Genomic DNA, 19,257 nt, shown 5'->3' on the forward strand with positions numbered 1-19,257 from the left:
CAGAAATGCCGCGTATCCTAGCATCAACCGCTGACCAGATTCTGCGGATTACCCGCCGCCCAGCGGATGATGTTGTCCAGGGTGGTGGCGGCGATCGCGTCCAGGGCCTCGCGGGTCAGGAATGCCTGGTGCGCGGTGATGATCACGTTGGGGAAGGTCAGCAGCCGTGCCAGCACATCATCCTGCAGCGGCAGGTCGGAGCGGTCCTCGAAGAACAGCTGGGCTTCTTCTTCGTAGACGTCCAGGCCCAGGTAGCCGAGCTGGCCGCTTTTCAGGGCGTCGATCAGTGCCGGTGTGTCGACCAGCGCGCCACGCCCGGTGTTGATCAGCATGGCGCCCGGCTGCAACTGGCCCAGGCTTTGTGCATTGATCAGGTGCCGGGTGTGCTCGGTCAGCGGGCAGTGCAGGCTGATGACCTGCGCCTCGCGCAGCAGGTCGGGCAATGCCATGTAGCGCGCGCCAAAGGCCAGCAGTTCCGGGTTGGGGTAGGGGTCATACGCCAGCAACTGGCAGCCGAAACCGGCCATGATACGGGCAAAGGCGCTGCCGGTCTGGCCAGTGCCGATTACGCCGACGGTCTTGCCATGCAGGTCGAAGCCGGTCAGCCCGTGCAGGCTGAAGTCACCTTCGCGGGTGCGGTTGTAGGCACGGTGCAGGCGGCGGTTGAGCGCCAGGATCAAGGCCACGGCATGCTCGGCCACGGCATGTGGCGAATAGGCCGGCACGCGCACCACGGCCAGGCCAAGGCGCTGCGCCGCTGCCAGGTCGACGTGGTTGTAGCCGGCCGAGCGCAGGGCGATCAGCCGCGTACCACCTGCGGCCAGGCGCTGCAGCACCTGGGCGTCGAGCTCGTCGTTGATGAAGGCGCAGACAACCTCGTAGCCCTGGGCCAGCGGGGCGGTGTCGAGGGTCAGGCGGGTGGGCTGGAAGTGCAGGTCAAGGGTGCTGTCACGGGCGGCCTGGGTGAAGCTTTCCTGGTCATAGTGCTGGCTGCTGAATAACAGAACGCGCATGGTGAGAGTCCTTTGCAGTGCATGCCTTGGGTGGTGTGGTGCCATGAAGATAAAGCGCCGCTCGCGCGGCGCACGATCTCACAGGCGCCGAAAATATCCCGTCAAGCGCGCCTGCGCCGCCAACCGATTGATCGCCGCGTCCAGCTCGTCCAGCGCCTGCTGGGCCTGCGGGCTGTCCTGCTTGAGCAGTGTCTCGCTGCGCTGACACGCCGCCCGCAACTGCGGCACACCGCAGTAACGCGAGGCACCATTGAGCCGGTGTACCTGCTCGATCAGCGTCGCGCTGTCAGCTGCCTCGCGAGCGGAGCGAATCGCCTGGCGGTCGGTTTCCAGCGACGCCAGCAGCATGGCCAGCATATCCGCTGCCAGGTCTGGCTTGCCGGCAGCCAGGCGCAAGCCTTCGTCCGGGTCCAGCACAGGTAGCTCATGGCCGTCACCCAGTGGCTCGCTGGCATGCTCCAGTGGCGATGCGCCGAGGCTCAGCCCGGTCCACTTCAGCACTACCTGGGCCAACTGCCGCTCGCTGATCGGCTTGGTCAGGTAATCGTCCATGCCGCTGTGCAACAGAGCGCGTTTCTCGTTGGCCATGGCATGCGCGGTCAGGGCGACGATCGGCATCGGGTTGCCGCTCTGGGTCTTTTCCCACAGACGGATCTGCTCGGTGCAGGCGCGGCCGTCCATGCCGGGCATCTGCACGTCCATCAGCACCAGGTCGAAAGGCTCAGCCTGGACCGCCTGCACGGCGGCAAGGCCGTTGTCGACCGCCAGCACTTCGGCGCCCAGGTCCTCGAGCAGCGTCTGTACCAGCAACAGATTGGCAGCATTGTCGTCGACGCACAGAATCTTCGCCCGGCGCTGGCCGCTGCCGGGCAACCCCGGTTCGGCCTGCAGCCGTCGCGGTTGTACCAGCTCCAGCAACAGGCGGCGTAACTTGCGCGTGCAGGTGGGCTTGGACAGCAGTTGGCCATGGCCGTTGGGCAGGAAGGGGTGATACAGCGCCTGCTCGGTGGTCGGGCACAGCACCACGCACTGGCAGTGCAGGCGCTCCAGTTGCTGGTTGTACTGGCCGAGCTGTTCCGGTGAAAGCGTACCGAGGTTGGCCCCGAGCACCGCGAACTCGAAGGGCATGCCGGCCTGGAAGCCGGCCTTCACGCCTTGCAGCAACTGGTCGTAGGACGCGAACAGGCTGACGCTCAGGCCGCAATCCTCGAGCTGGTGCTCCAGGGCCTGGCGCGCCAGCTCATGGCCGTCGACGATGGCCACTCTGCGACCCAGCAGCGGTTGCAGTGGCTGCTCCTCGATGTCGTCGTGTGCCTTGGGCAGGCTCAGGCTGATCCAGAACTGCGAACCTTCCCCCGGCGTGCTGTCGACACCGATTTCGCCGCCCATCTGCTCGATCAGGCGCTTGGAAATCACCAGCCCCAGGCCGGTACCGCCGGGTTGACGGGCCAGTGAGTTGTCGGCCTGGCTGAAGGCCTGGAACAGCGTGCGCACGTCCTGGGGTGACAGGCCGATGCCGGTGTCCTGCACGCTGATGCGCAGCTGGGCGCTGTCTTCGTGTTCGTCATCGAGCATCGCCCGGACGACAATGGTGCCTTCGCGGGTGAACTTGATCGCGTTGCTCACCAGGTTGGTAAGGATCTGTTTCAGCCGCAAGGGGTCGCCGATCAGCGAAATCGGCGTATCGCGGTAGATCAGGCTGAGCAGTTCGAGCTGCTTGGCGTGGGCGGCGGGGGCGAGGATCGTCAAGGTGTCCTGGACCAGGTCGCGCAGGTTGAACGGGATGCTGTCGAGCACCAGCTTGCCCGCTTCGATCTTGGAGAAGTCGAGGATCTCGTTGATGATCCCCAGCAGGTTGTCGGCGGACTTCTCGATGGTGTTCAGGTAGTCCAGCTGCCGCGGGGTCATCTCGCTCTTCTGCAGCAGGTGGGTGAAGCCCAGGATGCCATTGAGCGGGGTGCGGATTTCGTGGCTCATGTTGGCCAGGAATTCCGATTTGATGCGGCTGGCCTCCAGGGCCTCCTTGCGCGCCATGTCCAGCTCGATGTTCTGGATCTCGATGGTTTCCAGGTTCTGGCGTACGTCCTCGGTCGCTTGGTCGATGCTGTGCTGCAGCTCTTCGTGGGCGCCGTGCAAGGTCTCGGCCATGCGGTTGATGCCGCGGGCCAGTTCATCCAGCTCATGGCTGCCCATGGCCGGCAGGCGTTCGTCGAGGTGGCCGTCCTTGAGCAGGTTGACCGTCTGCTTGATGCGTGCGATCGGGTCATTGATGGTACGGCTCATGCGCATCGCCAGCAGGCCACTGAGGGCCAGGCAGGCGAGGATCAGCAGCACACTGGTGAACAGGTTGCGATAGCCACGCAGCAGCGTGCCGTCGTGGGACAGCTCGATCTCGACCCAGCCGAGCAGGCGCTCGGCTTCGGCCGGTACGGCATCGGTAGCCAGATCGCGGTGGTGGCCGAACACCGGCATCAGGTAACGGGTGGCGTCGTTGCCGGTGCGCTGCAGCAACTGCGTGCCGGTACCGCCGCTGGGCGCCTGGTTGATCATGCTCGGCCCGGCATGGGCCAGGCGGCTGCGGTCGGGGGCGAGGAAGGCCACGGCACGCACGTCGGCCTGCTCCAGGGTCTGCGCGGCAATGCGCTCCAGCTGGGCAGGCGCCTGGCGTGCCAGGGCCGGTGCGGCCAGCGGGGCCAGTTGCTCGGCGAGCATCTTGCCGCGCTGCAGCAGCTGGGTGCGCAACTGGTCTTGCTGCAGCCAGGTGAAATAGCTGCCCAGCACCAGTGCCATCAAGCTGGCAGGCAGCAATGCCAGCAGCAGCACCCGGCTTCTGATTCCCAAACGATCGAGCACACTCGCCTCCTGTAATGTGCCTGGATGCCGACGTCGCTGCGACGGCACAAAGCGGAAAGTTACTCCGCTGGCTGCGCTATTGCACCCTTTGAATGTCATTTCGTGCCGCGCCAAGGCATGGGGCGCAGGCAGTTGCCTGAAAGGAGAGCATGCACAATAATCGCGCAATTGCGAATGTGTGGCAGTTGCCAATGAATCCTGTAACTAATTGCGCCTCGCGCATCCTGGCGATCGAGGACGATCCCGTGCTGGGGGCGTACCTGCACGAAGAGCTGCAGCGTGGCGGCTTCCAGGTCACCTGGTGCCGCAACGGCCTGGATGGCCTGGAAGCAGCCGACCGCCAAGCGTTCGACGTGGTCCTGCTGGACATCCTGCTGCCCGGCCTCAATGGTCTGGATGCCCTTGCCCGGCTGCGTCAGCGCAGCGCCACGCCGGTGATCCTGATGTCGGCACTGGGCGCCGAGGCCGACCGCATCAGCGGTTTCCAGCGCGGCGCCGACGATTACTTGCCCAAGCCCTTCAGCATCGCCGAACTGCAGGTGCGGATCGAGGCGATCCTGCGCCGGGTCGCTCTTGAGCGGCGTCATCAGCCGCAGCAGGAGGTTGCCGCAAGCGAGTTGTACTTCGACGAAAGCCGGTGTGATGTCAGCCTGAATGGCCAGCACGCCGGCATGACGCCGAGCGAATACCGCCTGCTCGATATCCTTCACCGCAATGTCGATGAAGTGCTGAGCAAGCCCTTCCTTTACCAGCAGGTGCTGCAGCGCGGCTACTCGCGGCATGACCGTAGCCTCGACATGCATATCAGTCAGATCCGCCGCAAACTCAAGGGTATCGATTACCACGCCTGGCAGATCCGCACGGTGTGGGGCAAGGGCTACGTGCTCAGCGCCGGCGAAGCGGAGTAAGCCATGCTTGATCGCCATTCACTGTTCTGGAAGCTGGCCATCCTGCTGGTGGGTTTCTGCCTGTTGATGATCGGCCTCAGCTACACCTGGGGCCGTCATATGGAAACCCGCAACGCCTTTCTCGATCCGCCGGCGCGCCAGGTGCTGCGCGACTATGCCGGCGACGCCGAAAGGGCTTGGCGTACCGGAGGACGCGAAGGGCTGGACCGCTGGGTAGCGGCGATGCACCAGCGTGAGCATGGCTGGATCGGTGTGCTCGACCTTAACCTGCGGCCCCTGGACAGCGCCATTCTTGGCCCTGAGATCATGCAGCGGCTGACCCGCCTGCGTGGGGTCGACTGGCCGATGAGCCGGCGCAGCGTCGACCAACCCTGGTTGCGCATTCCGTTCCCCGGTGCGCCGCAGCAGGGCATGCTGGTGATCGAGCTGCCGCAACGTTTCAACCCCGGCCAGTACCGGGTGTTCTGGCGGGTCGTCACCAACGGCATCATCCCTGGCCTGTTCACCTTGCTGCTGTGTGTCGGCCTGTACCGCATGCTGATCGTCCCGCTCAACCAGTTGCGCGAGCAGGCCAGTGCCTGGCGTGCCGACCAGCTTTCGGCACGGCTGGATTCACGTACCACGGCCCGCCACGACGAACTGGGTGAACTGGCCCGAGCCTTTGATCAGATGGCCGAGCGCCTGCAAGGTACCGTGGCGATGCAGCAGCAACTGCTGCGCGACCTGTCCCACGAAATGCGCACCCCGCTGAGCCGCCTGCGCGTCGCCTGCGATGGCGAGACTGACTTCGCGCGCCTGCGTGAGCGCCTGGGTCGCGAAGTCGACTGCATGCAGCAGTTGGTCGAGAACACGCTGCAACTGGCTTGGCAGGATGCCGAACGCGCGCCGATGAACCTTGAGCCGATCCAGGTCCAGGCGCTCTGGGAGCTGCTGGCCGAGGACGCCAGCTACGAAAGCGGCTGGTCGCCGGAGCGCTTGCGCTGTGAGCTGCCGGGCAGTTGCTGGGTGCAGGGTAACCTCAACCACTTGGCCCAGGCCCTGGAGAACATGTTGCGTAATGCCATCCGCCATTCGCCGGAAAACGGCTTGGTACGGCTGGGCGGTCAGCGCGAAGGAGGCTACTGGCGTCTGTGGCTGGAAGATGAAGGCGGCGGTGTCGCCGATGAGGATCTGGAGCGCATCTTCGCGCCGTTTTCCCGGCTCGATGGTTCGCGGCCTGGGGACGGCGGTTTTGGCCTGGGGTTGAGCATTGCCCGCAGTGCCATTCAGCGCCAGGGTGGGACCTTGTGGGCCGAAAATGGCACGTCAGGGCTCAGGCTGTGCATGCGGTTGCCGTTTCATGTGCCGGCTTCTTCTGGGGCGCCCCGTTATAGCGTGTAGCTATAGCAACCACAGATTGCGTGATATGGCCGGGAAAGGTTTGCCGGTATGATAGGCACCCCTGCGTCCGGATTGTGAAATACGCCATGACCTTGCAGTACCCAACCATCGCCGATTGCGTCGGCAATACGCCCCTGGTTCGCCTGCAGCGCATCGCTGGCGAAACCAGCAATACCCTGCTGCTCAAGCTCGAAGGTAACAATCCCGCTGGCTCGGTGAAAGACCGCCCGGCACTGTCGATGATCACCCGTGCCGAACTGCGCGGGCAGATCAAGCCAGGCGACACCCTGATCGAAGCTACCTCCGGCAATACTGGCATCGCCCTGGCGATGGCGGCGGCGATCAAGGGGTACAAGATGATCCTGATCATGCCCGACAACTCCACCGCCGAACGCAAGGCAGCCATGACCGCCTATGGCGCCGAGCTGATCCTGGTGACCAAGGAGGAGGGCATGGAAGGTGCGCGCGACCTCGCTGAGAGGTTGCAGGCCGAAGGCCGCGGCCTGGTCCTCGACCAGTTCGCCAACGGCGACAACCCGATCGCCCACTACTCCAGCACCGGCCCGGAGATCTGGCAGCAGACCCAAGGCAGCATTACCCATTTCGTCAGCTCCATGGGTACCACCGGTACCATCATGGGCTGCTCGCAGTACCTCAAGGAGCAGAACCCCAAGGTGCAGATCGTCGGCCTGCAGCCGATGGAAGGCTCGGCCATTCCGGGTATCCGCCGCTGGCCCGAGGAGTACCTGCCAAAGATATTCGATGCCACCCGCATCGACCGCGTAATGGACATGTCCCAGCAGGAGGCCGAGGACACCACTCGCCGCCTCGCGCGCGAAGAGGGCATTTTCTGCGGCGTGTCTTCCGGTGGTGCGGTAGCCGCCATGCTGCGCCTGTCCCGCGAAGTGGAAAACGCCGTGATGGTCGCGATCATCTGTGACCGCGGCGACCGTTACCTGTCCACCGGCCTGTTCGACCCGAGCTAAATGTCCAAGAAAAAAAGCAACAGCGGCCTGCGCTTCCAGCCGGCCGGCGGCAACCGCACGCCCCAGGTCCCCGTGGGCAAGAAGCAGCGCCTGGCTATCGAGCGCCTGGCCGGTGACGGCCGCGGTATCGCCTTCCTGGAAGGGCGTACGTGGTTCGTCAGCGGCGCCCTGGCCGGTGAAGCGGTCGAAGCGCGGGTGCTCAACGCCCGCGGCAAGGTCGTCGAGGCGCGCCTGGAGCGCGTGCTGCAAGCCAGCCCTGAACGCCGCCAGGCACCCTGCCGCCACTACGCGCGTTGCGGCGGCTGCAACCTGCAGCACCTGCCGCACGACGCCCAGTTGGCGCTCAAGCAGCGTACCCTGGCTGAACAGCTACAACGGGTGGCCGGCGTGCAGCCCGAAGAATGGGCTGCACCGCTGAGCGGGCCGGAATTCGGCTACCGGCGCCGGGCGCGCGTAGCCGTGCGCTGGGACGTGAAGGCCAAGCACCTGGAGGTCGGTTTCCGCGCCGAGGCCAGCCAGGACATTGTCGCCATCGATGATTGCGCCGTGCTGGTACAGCCCTTGCAGTCTATTCTTCGCCACTTGCCGACCGTGCTGCGCTCGCTGGGCAAGCCCCAGGTGATCGGCCATGTGGAGTTGTTCAGCGGTACCGCCGAAGCCGTGCTGGTGCGTCATGTGGCGCCGTTGCCTGCGGACGACCAGGCGCGCCTGCAGGCATTCTGCGACGAGGCCAAGGCGCAGCTGTGGCTGCAGGGTGAAGGGGAGCCGGCCCCCGTGGATGCCGAGGCGAAACTGGGCTTTGCCCTGGAGCCTTGGCAGCTGGAGCTGGCCTGGCGCCCGGGCGATTTCGTCCAGGTCAATGCCCAGGTCAACACGGCGATGATCGAGCAGGCCCTGGCCTGGCTCGCTCCGCGAGCTGACGAGCGGGTACTGGACCTGTTCTGCGGCCTCGGCAACTTCGCCCTGCCGCTGGCGCGCCAGGCACGTGAAGTGGTGGCAGTTGAAGGTGTACAGGCCATGGTCGATCGGGCCGCGGCCAATGCCCGGAACAACGATGTGCATAACGCCGCGTTTTTTCAGGCCGATTTATCGCAGCCTTTGGCAGGTGCCGGATGGGCCGCCGAGGGCTTTTCTGCGGTACTCTTGGATCCACCGCGCGACGGTGCATACGAGGTGGTGCAAGACATCGCCCGCCTCAGGGCCAAGCGCTTGGTGTATGTATCGTGCAACCCGGCCACGCTGGCGCGAGACGCCCAGGTGCTGGTCGGCCAGGGGTACCGGTTAAAAAGGGCCGGGATTCTCGACATGTTTCCTCAGACGGCGCATGTCGAAGCCATGGCGTTATTCGAAGCGGGCTAGCGAGCTGGCCCCTTGGTGCGGCTTCCACGGAAGCGAAGCTGCACGGTGATAGCCAGTGCACCCGTGTGGTGCGCTGTATGGAAAGGTAAAACAAAGATGGTACAGGTGAGAGTGCACCAGCCGGTCAACACAGACGGCAGTATCAATCTCGAAGCATGGCTGGATCATGTGGTGAGCGTCGATTCGGCTCTGGATCGCGTGGCACTGAAAGAAGCCTGCGAGTTCGCCCAGGAAATCGAAAAGAAGGGCAACCCGGCCAAGCATTCGTGGGCCGATGGTACGTCCAGTTATCAGGCTGGCCTGGAAATCGCTGAAATCCTCGCCGACCTCAAGCTCGATCAGGATTCGTTGGTCGCGGCGGTGATCTATCGCTCGGTCCGTGAAGGCAAGGTGACCTTGGCCGAAGTCGGCCAGCGCTTTGGCCCGGTGGTGTCCAAGCTGATCGACGGCGTGCTGCGCATGGCCGCCATCAGTGCCAGCCTCAGCCCGCGCCAGTCGTTGGTGCTGGGGTCGCAGGCGCAGGTCGAGAACCTGCGCAAGATGCTCGTGGCCATGGTCGACGATGTGCGCGTGGCGCTGATCAAGCTGGCCGAGCGTACCTGTGCGATCCGTGCAGTGAAGTCCGCCGATGACGAAAAACGCCTGCGCGTGGCGCGCGAGGTGTTCGACATCTATGCGCCACTGGCCCACCGCCTGGGCATCGGCCACATCAAATGGGAGCTGGAAGACCTGTCCTTCCGCTACCTGGAGCCCGACCAGTACAAGCAGATCGCCAAGCTGTTGCACGAGCGCCGGCTGGACCGGGAGCGCTTCATCAGCGATGTGATGAACCAGCTGCAGAACGAGCTGCTGGCCACCGGGGTCAAGGCTGACATCAGCGGCCGGGCAAAACACATCTATTCGATCTGGCGCAAGATGCAGCGCAAGGGCCTCGAGTTCAGCCAGATCTACGACGTGCGTGCGGTCCGCGTGCTGGTGCCGGAGGTGCGCGACTGCTACACCGCGCTGGGCATCGTGCACACCCTGTGGCGGCATATTCCCAAGGAATTCGACGACTACATCGCCAACCCCAAGGAAAACGGCTATCGCTCGCTGCACACTGCGGTGATCGGCCCCGAGGGCAAGGTGCTGGAAGTGCAGATCCGTACCCACGGCATGCACGAAGAAGCCGAACTCGGCGTCTGCGCCCACTGGCGCTACAAGGGCACCGACGTCAAGCCGAGCTCCAACCACTACGAAGAGAAGATTTCCTGGCTGCGCCAGGTGCTCGAATGGCATGAAGAGCTGGGCGATATCGGTGGCCTGGCCGAGCAGCTGCGGGTCGATATCGAGCCTGACCGGGTCTACGTGTTCACCCCGGATGGCCACGCCATCGACCTGCCGAAGGGGGCCACGCCGCTGGACTTCGCCTATCGGGTGCACACCGAGATCGGTCACAACTGCCGTGGCGCCAAGATCAACGGGCGTATCGTGCCGCTCAACTACAGCCTGCAGACCGGCGAGCAGGTGGAGATCATCACCAGCAAGCACGGCAACCCGAGCCGCGACTGGCTGAACTCCAACCTGGGCTACGTCACCACCTCGCGGGCGCGGGCCAAGATCGTCCACTGGTTCAAGCTGCAGGCGCGTGACCAGAACGTCGCTGCCGGCAAGACCTTGCTCGAACGCGAGCTCAGCCGCCTGGGCCTGCCGCAGGTGGACTTCGAGCGCCTGGCCGAGAAGACCAACGTCAAGACCGCCGAAGACATGTTCGCCTCGCTGGGTGCCGGTGACCTGCGCCTGGCGCATCTGGTCAACGCCGCCCAGCAATTGCTCGAGCCCGAGCGCATCGAGCAGATCGAGCTGGTGCCGCGCAAGCCCACCGGGCCGCGTACCGGCAAGCGTGGCGATATCCAGATCCAGGGCGTCGGCAACTTGCTCACGCAGATGGCCGGCTGCTGCCAGCCGCTACCGGGCGACGCCATCGTCGGTTATATCACCCAGGGCCGCGGCGTCAGCATCCACCGCCAGGACTGCGCCTCGGCGCTGCAACTGGCCGGGCGCGAGCCGGAGCGTATGATCCAGGTAAGCTGGGGGCCGATCCCGGTGCAGACCTATCCGGTCGACATCGTCATCCGCGCCTATGACCGCCCAGGCTTGTTGCGCGACGTGTCGCAGGTGCTGCTGAACGAGAAGATCAACGTGCTGGCGGTCAACACCCGCTCGAACAAGGAAGACAACACCGCGCTGATGTCGCTGACCATCGAGATTCCGGGCCTGGATGCGCTGGGGCGCTTGCTGGGGCGGATTTCGCAGTTGCCGAACATCATCGAGACGCGGCGTAATCGTACCCCTTGAGACCGCGGCGCCTGCGTCGCGGATGAATCGGCTCCTACAGGAATGGTGCAATGCCTGCAGGAGCGGATTTATCCGCGATGCAGCCCCCCGAAGGACCTGCTCAAATGACCTACACCCTCGAAGACCTGCTGCATCTCATGGCCCGCCTGCGCGACCCGCAGTACGGCTGCCCATGGGACCTGAAGCAGAACTACGCGAGCATCGTGCCGCACACCATCGAAGAGGCCTACGAAGTCGCCGACACCATCGAGCGCGGCGATTTCGAACACCTGCAGGGCGAGCTCGGCGACTTGTTGTTCCAGGTGGTGTACTACAGCCAGCTGGCCCGCGAGGAGGGGCGTTTCGAGTTCGATGGCGTGGTCGACAGCATCACCCGCAAGCTGATCCGTCGCCACCCACACGTCTTCCCGACCGGCGAACTGTACGCACCGCTCGACACCCCCAGCCTGGACGAGGCCCAGGTCAAGTCACGCTGGGAAGAGATCAAGGCCGAGGAACGCGCCGAGAAAAGCACCCCTGAACAACTGTCGCTGCTCGATGACGTACCAACGGCATTGCCGGCGCTGTCGCGGGCGGCCAAACTGCAGAAACGCGCGGCCACTGTCGGTTTCGACTGGCCAGCGGCATTGCCGGTGCTGGACAAGGTGCGCGAGGAACTCGACGAAGTGTTGCAGGCCATGGCCGACAACGACGCCGATGCCCTCGAGGATGAGGTCGGCGACCTGCTGTTTGCCGCCGTGAACCTGGCCCGGCACCTCAAGCAAGACCCGGAAAACGCCCTGCGCCGCGCCAACCGCAAGTTCGAGCGGCGTTTCCGCTTTATCGAACAGGCGTTGCGCGACAGCGGTCGGCCGATTGAACATTGTAACCTTGACGAGCTGGACGCCCTTTGGGGTGAAGCCAAACGTCAGGAAAAGAACCTGCCCAGCTGCGGCTGAGCTGTTGCATAAGTGAGTGAACATTCATGAGCCTTTCCCTTCGCGACCAATTGCTCAAAGCCGGTCTGGTCAACCAGAAACAGGTCGCACAGACCAACAAAGCCGAAAAGAAACAGAAGCGCATGGAGCACAAAGGCCAGGTCGAAGTCGACGACAGCCAGCAGCGCATGGCCAGGGAAGCCATGGCCGAGAAGGCCAGGCGTGACCAGGAGCTCAATCGCCAGCAACAGGAAAAGGCCGAGCAGAAGGCCCGTGCGGCGCAGATCAAGCAGTTGATCGAAGCCACCCGCCTGCCCAAGCTGACCACCGAGGACTACTACAACTTCGTCGACGACAAGAAGGTCAAGCGCATTGCCGTCAATGCCCTGATGCGCACCCGCCTGAGTAACGGTGCCCTGGCCATCGTGTCGCATGCCGGTGGCTATGAAGTGATCCCGCGCGAGGCGGCGGTGAAGATTCAGGAGCGCGACGCGAGCCGCATCCTGCTGCTCAATACCCATGTCGAGGAGGCGGACGAAGACGATCCGTACGCGGCCTACAAGATCCCGGATGATCTGATGTGGTGATGCGAAAAACCCCGCCGCGGCGGGGTTTTTCATTGGGAGACTGGGTCATTGCGTGGTGCGCTGGTTTTCCAGGGCTTCGAGCTCTGCCCGATACTGGTGAGCTTCATGTTCCTGGTGGAACATGCCTACCAGCTGGCCTTGCTGGTGCACATCCCAGATCCGCACGCCAGCGGCCAGGCCTTCGTGGGACATTTTCGATTCGTCGCGTTCGGTTACTTGGACTGTCATCGGTAAACTCCACTGCTTGAGTTGGCTGCGACACTGTGTCGCACAACCCCTTTATAGAGTTTGTTAGCAGGCTAAGTAAATAAAACAGGCATGAAACAAGTTTCATGAAAGCCAGGCAAAAAGAAGCCCCGCACAAGGCGGGGCTCCGGATACTGCGGGCTGTAGCGGATCAGTTACCCTTCACCGTCTTGCCATCGACCGTGCCATCCTGCAGCACGATCACGTACTCCTTGCCATCGGTCTCGACCTGGCGCAGTTGTACCAGCAGGTAATCCCAATCCTTGGCGAACCACAGCTCGGTGATGCGCTTGCTCTGGCTGGGGTCGCGCACGCGCTCGACTTTCACCGCCTCGACCTGGCCAGTCTTGGTGGTGACCTTCTCGGTGCCGAGTACGCGGAAGTCATAGGCGTCGATCTCGTCGCCATCGACCACCTGGTAGGTCATGCTCTTCTTGCCGGCAGCCACATCGTGCTGCAGGGCCAGTTGATAGGATGACTTGTCCAGCACGCCGCGGTTGAGCGGCAGGTTGATGGCGTCCTTGCGGTCGGTACCGGTGATTTTCTTGGCGTTCCAGTCGAAGGTCAGGTCGACGGTCTTGGCCTTGCCCAGGCCGCCGCGCTCGAAGTGGTACTTTTGCGGCAGCAGGGTGTCGTTGTCCAGGCGCAGGGTGCTTTGCTCGGTCAGGCTGGCGATCATCATGGAGGCCTTGAAATCAAGGTTCCAGCTGCCGTCCTTGTTCTTGACCAGGCTGCGCTCGGCGGTGCCGCTCATGGGCAGTTGCTTCCAGTCGGCGGTGTAGCTTGCCGAGAACGGCTTCAGGTCAGCTGCCTGGAGGGGCAGGGCGAGCACGGCGAGAGCCAATAGCAGGGCGCGACGCATAAATTCTCCTAGGGTCGGATCAAGTGACCACTGGCCGGCAGCGGTTGGTCATCCAGTAAGGCACCCTGTTCACCCAGGCGCAAGCGCCCTTGGGCAAACCAGTGCACCGCCAGCGGGTAGATCTGGTGTTCCTGATGGTGAACCCTTTGGGCCAGGCTTTCCACCGTGTCATCAGGCAGCACCGGTACTACAGCCTGTACGACCAGAGGCCCGCCATCGAGTTCCTCGGTGACGAAGTGTACGCTGCAGCCATGTTCGGCGTCGCCTGCCTCCAGTGCCCGACGGTGAGTATGCAGGCCCTTGTAGCGGGGCAGCAGCGACGGGTGGATGTTGAGCAGGCGACCGTGGTAGTGGCGCACGAAGCCGCCACTGAGGATGCGCATGAAGCCAGCCAGCACCACCAGGTCCGGGGTGAAACCGTCGATGTGCGCCATCAGCGCGGCATCGAAGGCTTCACGGCCGTCGAACTGGGTGTGGTCGAGCACCACGGTGTCGATACCGACTGCCTGGGCCCGCTGCAAACCATAGGCATCGGCACGGTTGGAGACCACCGCGGCGATGCGTACCTGGCTGTCCTGCGTGCGGCAGCTGTCGATCAAGGCTTGCAGGTTGCTGCCGGAACCCGACAGCAGTACCACTACATTGCAGGGCTTGCTCGGCATCAGTGTGCCTTGAGGTTCTGCAGTTCGACCTGGGCGGCGCCTTCGACGGCTTCGGCGATGTGGCCGATGACCCAAGGCTGTTCACCAGCGGCGCGCAGTTCGTTCAGGGCTGCGTCGACCTGATCCTGGGCCACGCAGATGACCATGCCGACGCCGCAGTTCAGGACGCGGTGCATTTCGTGCTCGTCGACGTTGCCTTTTTCCTGCAGGAAGTCGAACACCGCCGGGCGCTGCCAGCTGGCCACGTCAACCACGGCCTGGGCGTTCTTCGGCAGCACGCGCGGGATGTTGTCGAGCAGGCCGCCACCGGTGATGTGGGCCATGGCCTTGACTGCGCCGGTGTTCTTGATCAGCTGCAGCAGTGGCTTGACATAGATGCGGGTCGGCGCCATCAGCAGGTCGGTCAGCGGCTTGCCGTCGAGCTGGGTGTTCTCGATATCGGTGCCGGACACTTCGAGGATCTTGCGGATCAACGAGTAGCCGTTGGAGTGTGGGCCGGAAGACGGCAGGGCGATCAGCGCGTCGCCGGTGGCAACCTTGGAGCCGTCGATGATCTCGGCCTTTTCCACCACGCCGACACAGAAGCCTGCCAGGTCGTAGTCTTCGCCTTCGTACATGCCCGGCATTTCGGCGGTTTCGCCGCCGACCAGGGAGCAGCCAGCCAGTTCACAGCCGGCGCCGATGCCGGTGACCACGGTGGCGGCCACGTCGACGTTCAGCTTGCCGGTGGCGTAGTAGTCGAGGAAGAACAGCGGCTCGGCGCCACAGACCACCAGGTCGTTGACGCACATGGCGACCAGGTCCTGGCCGATGCTGTCGTGCTTGTTCAGGTTCAGTGCCAGGCGCAGCTTGGTGCCGACGCCGTCGGTGCCGGAGACCAGCACCGGCTGCTTGTAGCCGGCCGGGATCTCGCAGAGGGCGCCGAAGCCGCCCAGGCCACCCATGACTTCAGGGCGTGCGGTGCGTTTTGCCACGCCCTTGATGCGTTCGACCAGTGCTTCGCCGGCGTCGATGTCTACACCGGCGTCCTTGTAGCTCAGGGAGGGTTGCTTGCTCATTGATCCAGGCCTTTAAGAGGGAGGGATTCGTAGAAACGACCATGACGGCCAAGGCCGGCTGGGAAGCGGCGGCTGCCTGAAACGTCAGTGGTCTGTGAAGGCGCGCGATTTTATCAGGGTTGCCGGGCAGCGGCCATCCTCAGGCCGACGGGCAGGGCGGTAAATTGCTGAAAAAGGTCTGCGGGTGGTTGATGAGCCACCTTCTGTATAAGCTGCAAGCCACAAGCTTCAAGCGCAATCGGACAGGAATCCCCCATGCGACTCTTCAATTATCTGGCAGCAGGGTGCCTTGCACTGGCCTGCATCACTGCGCAGGCTGAAACCGTCTCCGGGCTCTATCAGGTGCGCGAGCCGCTCGAAGGGCAGGGCGCCGAAACGCGCACCGCCGCCACTGCCAAGGCCTTCGATACCTTGGTGCTGCGCCTGACCGGCGACGCCAAGGCGGTGCAGAGCCCAGCGCTGGCCGCGTTGCGCAAAGACCCGCAACAGATCATCAACCAGGTCGGTACCGAGGCCGGGCCGCCAGAATCGGTGTTGGTCGAGTTCGACCCCGGCAGCACCGAACGGGCCCTGCGCAAGGCCGGGCTGGCGCTGTGGGGCAGTAACCGGCCCTCCATCCTCGGCTGGTGGCTCAATGATAGTGCCGAAGGCAGCAACCTGGTTGGCGACGGCCAGGCCAGTGCCCAGCCGCTGCGCCGGGCAGCCCAGCACCGCGGCCTGCCGCTGCGGCTGCCGCTGGCCGATCTGCAAGAGCAGCTGGTGGCCAATGCCCAGCAGCTCGAAGGCACTGACCCGGCCCCGCTGCGACAAGCCTCCGAGCGCTACGGCGCCGATGCCATGTTGGCGGTGCATGCCCACGAGGCCGATGGCAAATGGCAAGGTAAATGGCAGCTGTGGCAGGGCGACCAGCGTGAGCAGGGCAATGTCGAGGGCGCTGACCAGGCGGCCCTGGCGGACGCTGTCATGCTGGCGGTCAGCAGCCGCCTGGCGCCGCGCTATGTGGTCAAGCCCGGCGCCAGCAGCCAGTTGCAGCTGCAGGTGCAAGGCATGAACCTGCAGCGCTATGCCGAGCTGAGCCGTGTCCTCGAGCCCTATGGCCCGCGCCTGCAGCTGGCCGAAGGCGGTACCTTGACCTATGCGGTCAGTGGTAACCGTGAGCAGCTGCGTGCCCAGCTGGGCCTGGCCAGGTTGCAGGAGGTGCCACCCGAGCAGGCACCGCCGGCCCCGGCCACACCGGCGCCGACTCCGGGCGCTGTACCTGGCCAGCCCGGCACGCCCGCAGCCGTCGCCGCCAAGCCGTTCGACGGCCTGCGATTCCGTTGGTAAGGGGCGCTATCGATGACTGACGTGCGTCGCTGGATCGGTTGGGGTGCTGCGCTACTGATCGCCGTGCTTCTATATAGTCTGCACAACATCCTCACTCCGTTCCTGGTGGGCATCTTGCTGGCCTACCTGGCCGACCCTCTGGTCGACCGCCTGGAGCGCGTGGGCCTGTCGCGTACCTGGGGTGTGGTGGTGGTGTTCGGCCTCTTCACCTTGCTGCTGATGGCCTTGCTGCTGGTGCTGGTGCCGCTGCTGGCCAAACAGCTGCTGCGCCTGTACGAGCTGGCGCCGCAGATGCTCGATTGGCTCGAACATGTGGCGCTGCCCTGGGTACAGGGCCGCCTGGGCCTGGCCGACGGGTTCTGGAAGTTCGACAAGATCAAGGCCGCCATCGGCGCGCACATGGGCCAGACCACCGATATCGTCGGTATGCTGCTGTCCCATGCCACCGCGTCGAGCCTGGCGCTGATCGCCTGGTTGGCCAACATGGTGCTGATCCCGGTGGTGGGCTTCTACCTGTTGCGCGACTGGGACTTGATGATGGCCAAGCTGCGCGGCCTGCTGCCGCGTCAACGCGAGCCGCAGGTGGTCAGCCTGGCCGGTGAATGCCATGAGGTACTGGGTGCCTTCGTTCGTGGGCAGTTGATGGTGATGCTCGCGCTTGGCGTCATCTACTCGGCCGGCCTGATGCTGGTCGGGCTGGAACTGGGCCTGCTGATCGGCATGCTCGCGGGGCTGGCGGCCATCGTGCCATACATGGGCTTCATCATTGGCATCGGCGCAGCGTTGGTGGCCGGTGTGTTCCAGTTTGGCGGTGACCTGTATCCGATGCTTGGCATCGTCGCCGTGTTCATGGTCGGGCAGGCCCTCGAAGGCATGGTACTCACGCCGCTGCTGGTCGGTGACCGTATCGGCCTGCACCCGGTGGCGGTGATCTTCGCCATCCTTGCCGGTGGCGAACTGTTCGGTTTCACCGGCGTGTTGCTGGCGTTGCCAGTGGCGGCGGTGATCATGGTCCTGCTCCGCCATGTGCACGACTTGTACAAGGAATCTGACATGTACGCCGGCGATGTCGACCCGGATCTATGACCGCCAGCCTTGGTTGCGTCGCCCCAAAGTGGCGCAACTCGTTGATTTTGCTTGTGCAATCCGCCTGCATGATTGTGCGCCCTGCAATGCGGGTATAGACTTTGCACATTGTTCACCAAAGGCCCCCTGCGGTCCTGCCGACCGCCCGCGAGCATGAAACCACCGATCCAGTTGCCCCTGGGTGTGCGCCTGCGCGATGACGCCACCTTCATCAACTACTATCCGGGCGCCAATGCTGCGGCGTTAGGCTATGTCGAGCGGCTGTGCGAAGCCGACGCCGGCTGGACCGAGAGCCTCATCTACCTGTGGGGCAAGCAGGGCGTCGGGCGCAGCCACCTGTTGCAGGCAGCCACCCATCGCTTCCAGCAACGCGGCGAACCGGCGGTATACCTGCCACTGGCACAATTGCTCGATCGCGGCGTTGAACTGCTCGATTACCTGGCCCAATACGAACTGGTGTGCATCGACGACCTGCATGTGATCGCCGGCAAGGCGGACTGGGAAGAAGCGATGTTCCACCTGTTCAACCGGCTGCGCGACAGCGGCCGCCGCCTGCTGCTGGCGGCCTCGGCCTCGCCCCGTGAACTGCCGATCAAGCTGCCAGACCTCAAGTCTCGCCTGACCCTCGCGCTGGTCTTCCAGATGCGTGGCCTGTCCGATGAAGACAAACTGCGCGCCCTGCAATTGCGTGCCTCGCGCCGGGGTCTGCACCTGACCGACGAGGTCGGCCATTTCATCCTCACTCGCGGTACGCGCAGCATGAGCGCGCTGTTCGACCTGCTCGAACGTCTCGACCAGGCCTCCCTGCAGGCCCAGCGCAAGCTGACCATCCCTTTCCTGAAGGAAACCCTCGGCTGGTAACGCCCGTAAACACTGGGCTCCGAGGCGCAAAACGAAAAAGTCACATCTTTTTCGATAAAATTTGCAAATGGCCATGATAGAGGGCATAGTTTCACCCTTCTAAAGGATTACAGACACGGTCGTGCCCATGCTCAAGCGCTTCGCACCCCTCGTGCCACTCGCACTCGTGACCCTGTTGTTTGGCTGCGCGGCCCACGGCCCGGCTTCCCAGCCCCAGGATCACACCCAGATTGCCTCGCAATCGGTCAACAAGGCCAAAGCTTCGCCTTCGTCCGTTTTCGGCGAAGAAGAGCAGGCCACTGAAGATGACCTGGAGGCCTTCTCCAGCAGCAAGCCCTATCAGCTCCCGGTGCTGGCCGACAGCATCCTCGAGCGCGGCATGTCGCTGATCGGCACCCGCTACCGCTTCGGCGGTACTTCGGAAGCTTCCGGTTTCGACTGCAGCGGTTTCATCGGCTACCTGTTCCGCGAAGAGGCCGGCATGAACCTGCCGCGTTCGACCCGCGAAATGATCAACGTCGATGCGCCAAAGGTGGCTCGCAACAAGCTCAAGCCAGGCGACCTGCTGTTCTTCAGCACTAATGGCCGTGGGCGTGTCAGCCATGCCGGCATCTACCTGGGTGACAACCAGTTCATCCACTCCAGCAGCCGCCGCAGCGGTGGTGTGCGCATCGACAGCCTCGGTGATCGCTACTGGAGCAAGACCTTCATCGAAGCCAAGCGTGCCTTGGCCATGGCGCCGACCACCAATATCGCGCGCAACTGATATCAAAATGATATATCCTGCCACGGCGGCGTAGCTGAAAAAGCTCGCCG

17 protein-coding genes are annotated in these 19,257 nt (G+C 64.0%); 11 read left to right on the plus strand and 6 right to left on the minus strand.

What is annotated here, in order from left to right; genetic code table 11:
* Nucleotides 1-23: 23 nt before the first annotated feature.
* Together HU738_RS00205 and HU738_RS00210 are read right to left on the minus strand one after the other, a co-directional pair.
* A complete protein-coding gene (locus HU738_RS00205; RefSeq protein WP_186602178.1) occupies nucleotides 24-1,013 on the minus strand; it encodes a 2-hydroxyacid dehydrogenase in 990 nt (329 codons plus the stop codon).
* A 78-nt stretch (nucleotides 1,014-1,091) separates the two neighbouring features.
* On the minus strand, nucleotides 1,092-3,866 hold the full coding sequence (locus tag HU738_RS00210) for a response regulator (protein WP_186602176.1): 2,775 nt from the start codon (nucleotides 3,864-3,866) through the stop codon (nucleotides 1,092-1,094).
* Between the two features lie 191 nt (nucleotides 3,867-4,057).
* On the opposite strand from HU738_RS00210, the gene HU738_RS00215 reads away from it, so the two are divergent.
* The 7 genes from HU738_RS00215 (at nucleotide 4,058) to HU738_RS00245 (ending at nucleotide 12,340) form a co-directional block, all read left to right on the plus strand.
* Complete coding sequence (locus HU738_RS00215) at nucleotides 4,058-4,774, plus strand: response regulator transcription factor (RefSeq protein WP_186602174.1); 717 nt, start codon at nucleotides 4,058-4,060, stop codon at nucleotides 4,772-4,774.
* 3 nt (nucleotides 4,775-4,777) lie between these two features.
* Entirely contained in the window at nucleotides 4,778-6,154 is a 1,377-nt protein-coding gene (locus HU738_RS00220) for a sensor histidine kinase (RefSeq protein WP_186602172.1), read from the plus strand.
* A gap of 86 nt (nucleotides 6,155-6,240) precedes the next feature.
* Nucleotides 6,241-7,140, plus strand: a complete 900-nt coding sequence (gene cysM, locus HU738_RS00225; protein WP_186602170.1) for a cysteine synthase CysM — start codon at nucleotides 6,241-6,243, stop codon at nucleotides 7,138-7,140.
* Nucleotides 7,141-8,499: a 23S rRNA (uracil(1939)-C(5))-methyltransferase RlmD gene (rlmD, locus tag HU738_RS00230; protein ID WP_186602168.1), complete on the plus strand. Its 1,359-nt coding sequence runs from the start codon at nucleotides 7,141-7,143 to the stop codon at nucleotides 8,497-8,499.
* Between the two features lie 96 nt (nucleotides 8,500-8,595).
* On the plus strand, nucleotides 8,596-10,836 hold the full coding sequence (gene relA, locus HU738_RS00235) for a GTP diphosphokinase (protein ID WP_054885558.1): 2,241 nt from the start codon (nucleotides 8,596-8,598) through the stop codon (nucleotides 10,834-10,836).
* A gap of 104 nt (nucleotides 10,837-10,940) precedes the next feature.
* Entirely contained in the window at nucleotides 10,941-11,774 is an 834-nt protein-coding gene (gene mazG / locus HU738_RS00240; RefSeq protein ID WP_186602160.1) for a nucleoside triphosphate pyrophosphohydrolase, read from the plus strand.
* Nucleotides 11,775-11,800: 26 nt separating this feature from the next.
* Nucleotides 11,801-12,340 carry a DUF2058 domain-containing protein gene (locus HU738_RS00245; RefSeq protein ID WP_186602159.1) on the plus strand — a complete coding sequence of 180 codons (540 nt, stop codon included), beginning with the start codon at nucleotides 11,801-11,803 and terminating at the stop codon, nucleotides 12,338-12,340.
* Nucleotides 12,341-12,385: 45 nt separating this feature from the next.
* Here the strand turns inward: HU738_RS00245 and HU738_RS00250 are convergent, their stop codons facing one another.
* From HU738_RS00250 to purM, 4 genes are all read right to left on the minus strand, one after another.
* Nucleotides 12,386-12,568: a hypothetical protein gene (locus tag HU738_RS00250; protein WP_054885555.1), complete on the minus strand. Its 183-nt coding sequence runs from the start codon at nucleotides 12,566-12,568 to the stop codon at nucleotides 12,386-12,388.
* A 169-nt stretch (nucleotides 12,569-12,737) separates the two neighbouring features.
* Nucleotides 12,738-13,448, minus strand: a complete 711-nt coding sequence (locus HU738_RS00255) for a DUF3108 domain-containing protein (RefSeq protein ID WP_176509897.1) — start codon at nucleotides 13,446-13,448, stop codon at nucleotides 12,738-12,740.
* An 8-nt stretch (nucleotides 13,449-13,456) separates the two neighbouring features.
* On the minus strand, nucleotides 13,457-14,110 hold the full coding sequence (gene purN / locus HU738_RS00260; RefSeq protein ID WP_186602157.1) for a phosphoribosylglycinamide formyltransferase: 654 nt from the start codon (nucleotides 14,108-14,110) through the stop codon (nucleotides 13,457-13,459).
* Nucleotides 14,110-15,168 (minus strand): phosphoribosylformylglycinamidine cyclo-ligase, encoded by a 1,059-nt coding sequence (gene purM / locus HU738_RS00265; RefSeq protein WP_186602155.1) that lies wholly within the window; start codon nucleotides 15,166-15,168, stop codon nucleotides 14,110-14,112. The genes purN and purM overlap by 1 nt, the downstream gene beginning before the upstream one ends.
* A gap of 255 nt (nucleotides 15,169-15,423) precedes the next feature.
* Here purM and HU738_RS00270 point away from each other — a divergent pair, with 255 nt between their 5' ends.
* From HU738_RS00270 to HU738_RS00285, 4 genes are all read left to right on the plus strand, one after another.
* On the plus strand, nucleotides 15,424-16,494 hold the full coding sequence (locus tag HU738_RS00270) for a DUF2066 domain-containing protein (protein WP_186602154.1): 1,071 nt from the start codon (nucleotides 15,424-15,426) through the stop codon (nucleotides 16,492-16,494).
* 12 nt (nucleotides 16,495-16,506) lie between these two features.
* Entirely contained in the window at nucleotides 16,507-17,580 is a 1,074-nt protein-coding gene (locus tag HU738_RS00275) for an AI-2E family transporter (protein ID WP_054885550.1), read from the plus strand.
* A gap of 153 nt (nucleotides 17,581-17,733) precedes the next feature.
* Nucleotides 17,734-18,441 carry a DnaA regulatory inactivator Hda gene (hda, locus tag HU738_RS00280; protein WP_008092169.1) on the plus strand — a complete coding sequence of 236 codons (708 nt, stop codon included), beginning with the start codon at nucleotides 17,734-17,736 and terminating at the stop codon, nucleotides 18,439-18,441.
* A 127-nt stretch (nucleotides 18,442-18,568) separates the two neighbouring features.
* Nucleotides 18,569-19,207 (plus strand): C40 family peptidase, encoded by a 639-nt coding sequence (locus HU738_RS00285; protein ID WP_186602152.1) that lies wholly within the window; start codon nucleotides 18,569-18,571, stop codon nucleotides 19,205-19,207.
* Nucleotides 19,208-19,257: the final 50 nt, after the last annotated feature.

It is taken from the genome of Pseudomonas vlassakiae, from assembly GCF_014269035.2.
Lineage (GTDB): Bacteria > Pseudomonadota > Gammaproteobacteria > Pseudomonadales > Pseudomonadaceae > Aquipseudomonas > Aquipseudomonas vlassakiae.

Coding starts and splice junctions, on each gene's coding strand:
- HU738_RS00205 (WP_186602178.1), bottom strand. CDS start 1,013: ATGCGCGTTCTGTTATTCAGCAGCCAGCACTATGACCAGGAAAGCTTC.
- HU738_RS00215 (WP_186602174.1), top strand. CDS start 4,058: ATGAATCCTGTAACTAATTGCGCCTCGCGCATCCTGGCGATCGAGGAC.
- HU738_RS00220 (WP_186602172.1), top strand. CDS start 4,778: ATGCTTGATCGCCATTCACTGTTCTGGAAGCTGGCCATCCTGCTGGTG.
- cysM (WP_186602170.1), top strand. CDS start 6,241: ATGACCTTGCAGTACCCAACCATCGCCGATTGCGTCGGCAATACGCCC.
- rlmD (WP_186602168.1), top strand. CDS start 7,141: ATGTCCAAGAAAAAAAGCAACAGCGGCCTGCGCTTCCAGCCGGCCGGC.
- relA (WP_054885558.1), top strand. CDS start 8,596: ATGGTACAGGTGAGAGTGCACCAGCCGGTCAACACAGACGGCAGTATC.
- mazG (WP_186602160.1), top strand. CDS start 10,941: ATGACCTACACCCTCGAAGACCTGCTGCATCTCATGGCCCGCCTGCGC.
- HU738_RS00245 (WP_186602159.1), top strand. CDS start 11,801: ATGAGCCTTTCCCTTCGCGACCAATTGCTCAAAGCCGGTCTGGTCAAC.
- HU738_RS00250 (WP_054885555.1), bottom strand. CDS start 12,568: ATGACAGTCCAAGTAACCGAACGCGACGAATCGAAAATGTCCCACGAA.
- HU738_RS00255 (WP_176509897.1), bottom strand. CDS start 13,448: ATGCGTCGCGCCCTGCTATTGGCTCTCGCCGTGCTCGCCCTGCCCCTC.
- purN (WP_186602157.1), bottom strand. CDS start 14,110: ATGCCGAGCAAGCCCTGCAATGTAGTGGTACTGCTGTCGGGTTCCGGC.
- purM (WP_186602155.1), bottom strand. CDS start 15,168: ATGAGCAAGCAACCCTCCCTGAGCTACAAGGACGCCGGTGTAGACATC.
- HU738_RS00270 (WP_186602154.1), top strand. CDS start 15,424: ATGCGACTCTTCAATTATCTGGCAGCAGGGTGCCTTGCACTGGCCTGC.
- HU738_RS00275 (WP_054885550.1), top strand. CDS start 16,507: ATGACTGACGTGCGTCGCTGGATCGGTTGGGGTGCTGCGCTACTGATC.
- hda (WP_008092169.1), top strand. CDS start 17,734: ATGAAACCACCGATCCAGTTGCCCCTGGGTGTGCGCCTGCGCGATGAC.
- HU738_RS00285 (WP_186602152.1), top strand. CDS start 18,569: ATGCTCAAGCGCTTCGCACCCCTCGTGCCACTCGCACTCGTGACCCTG.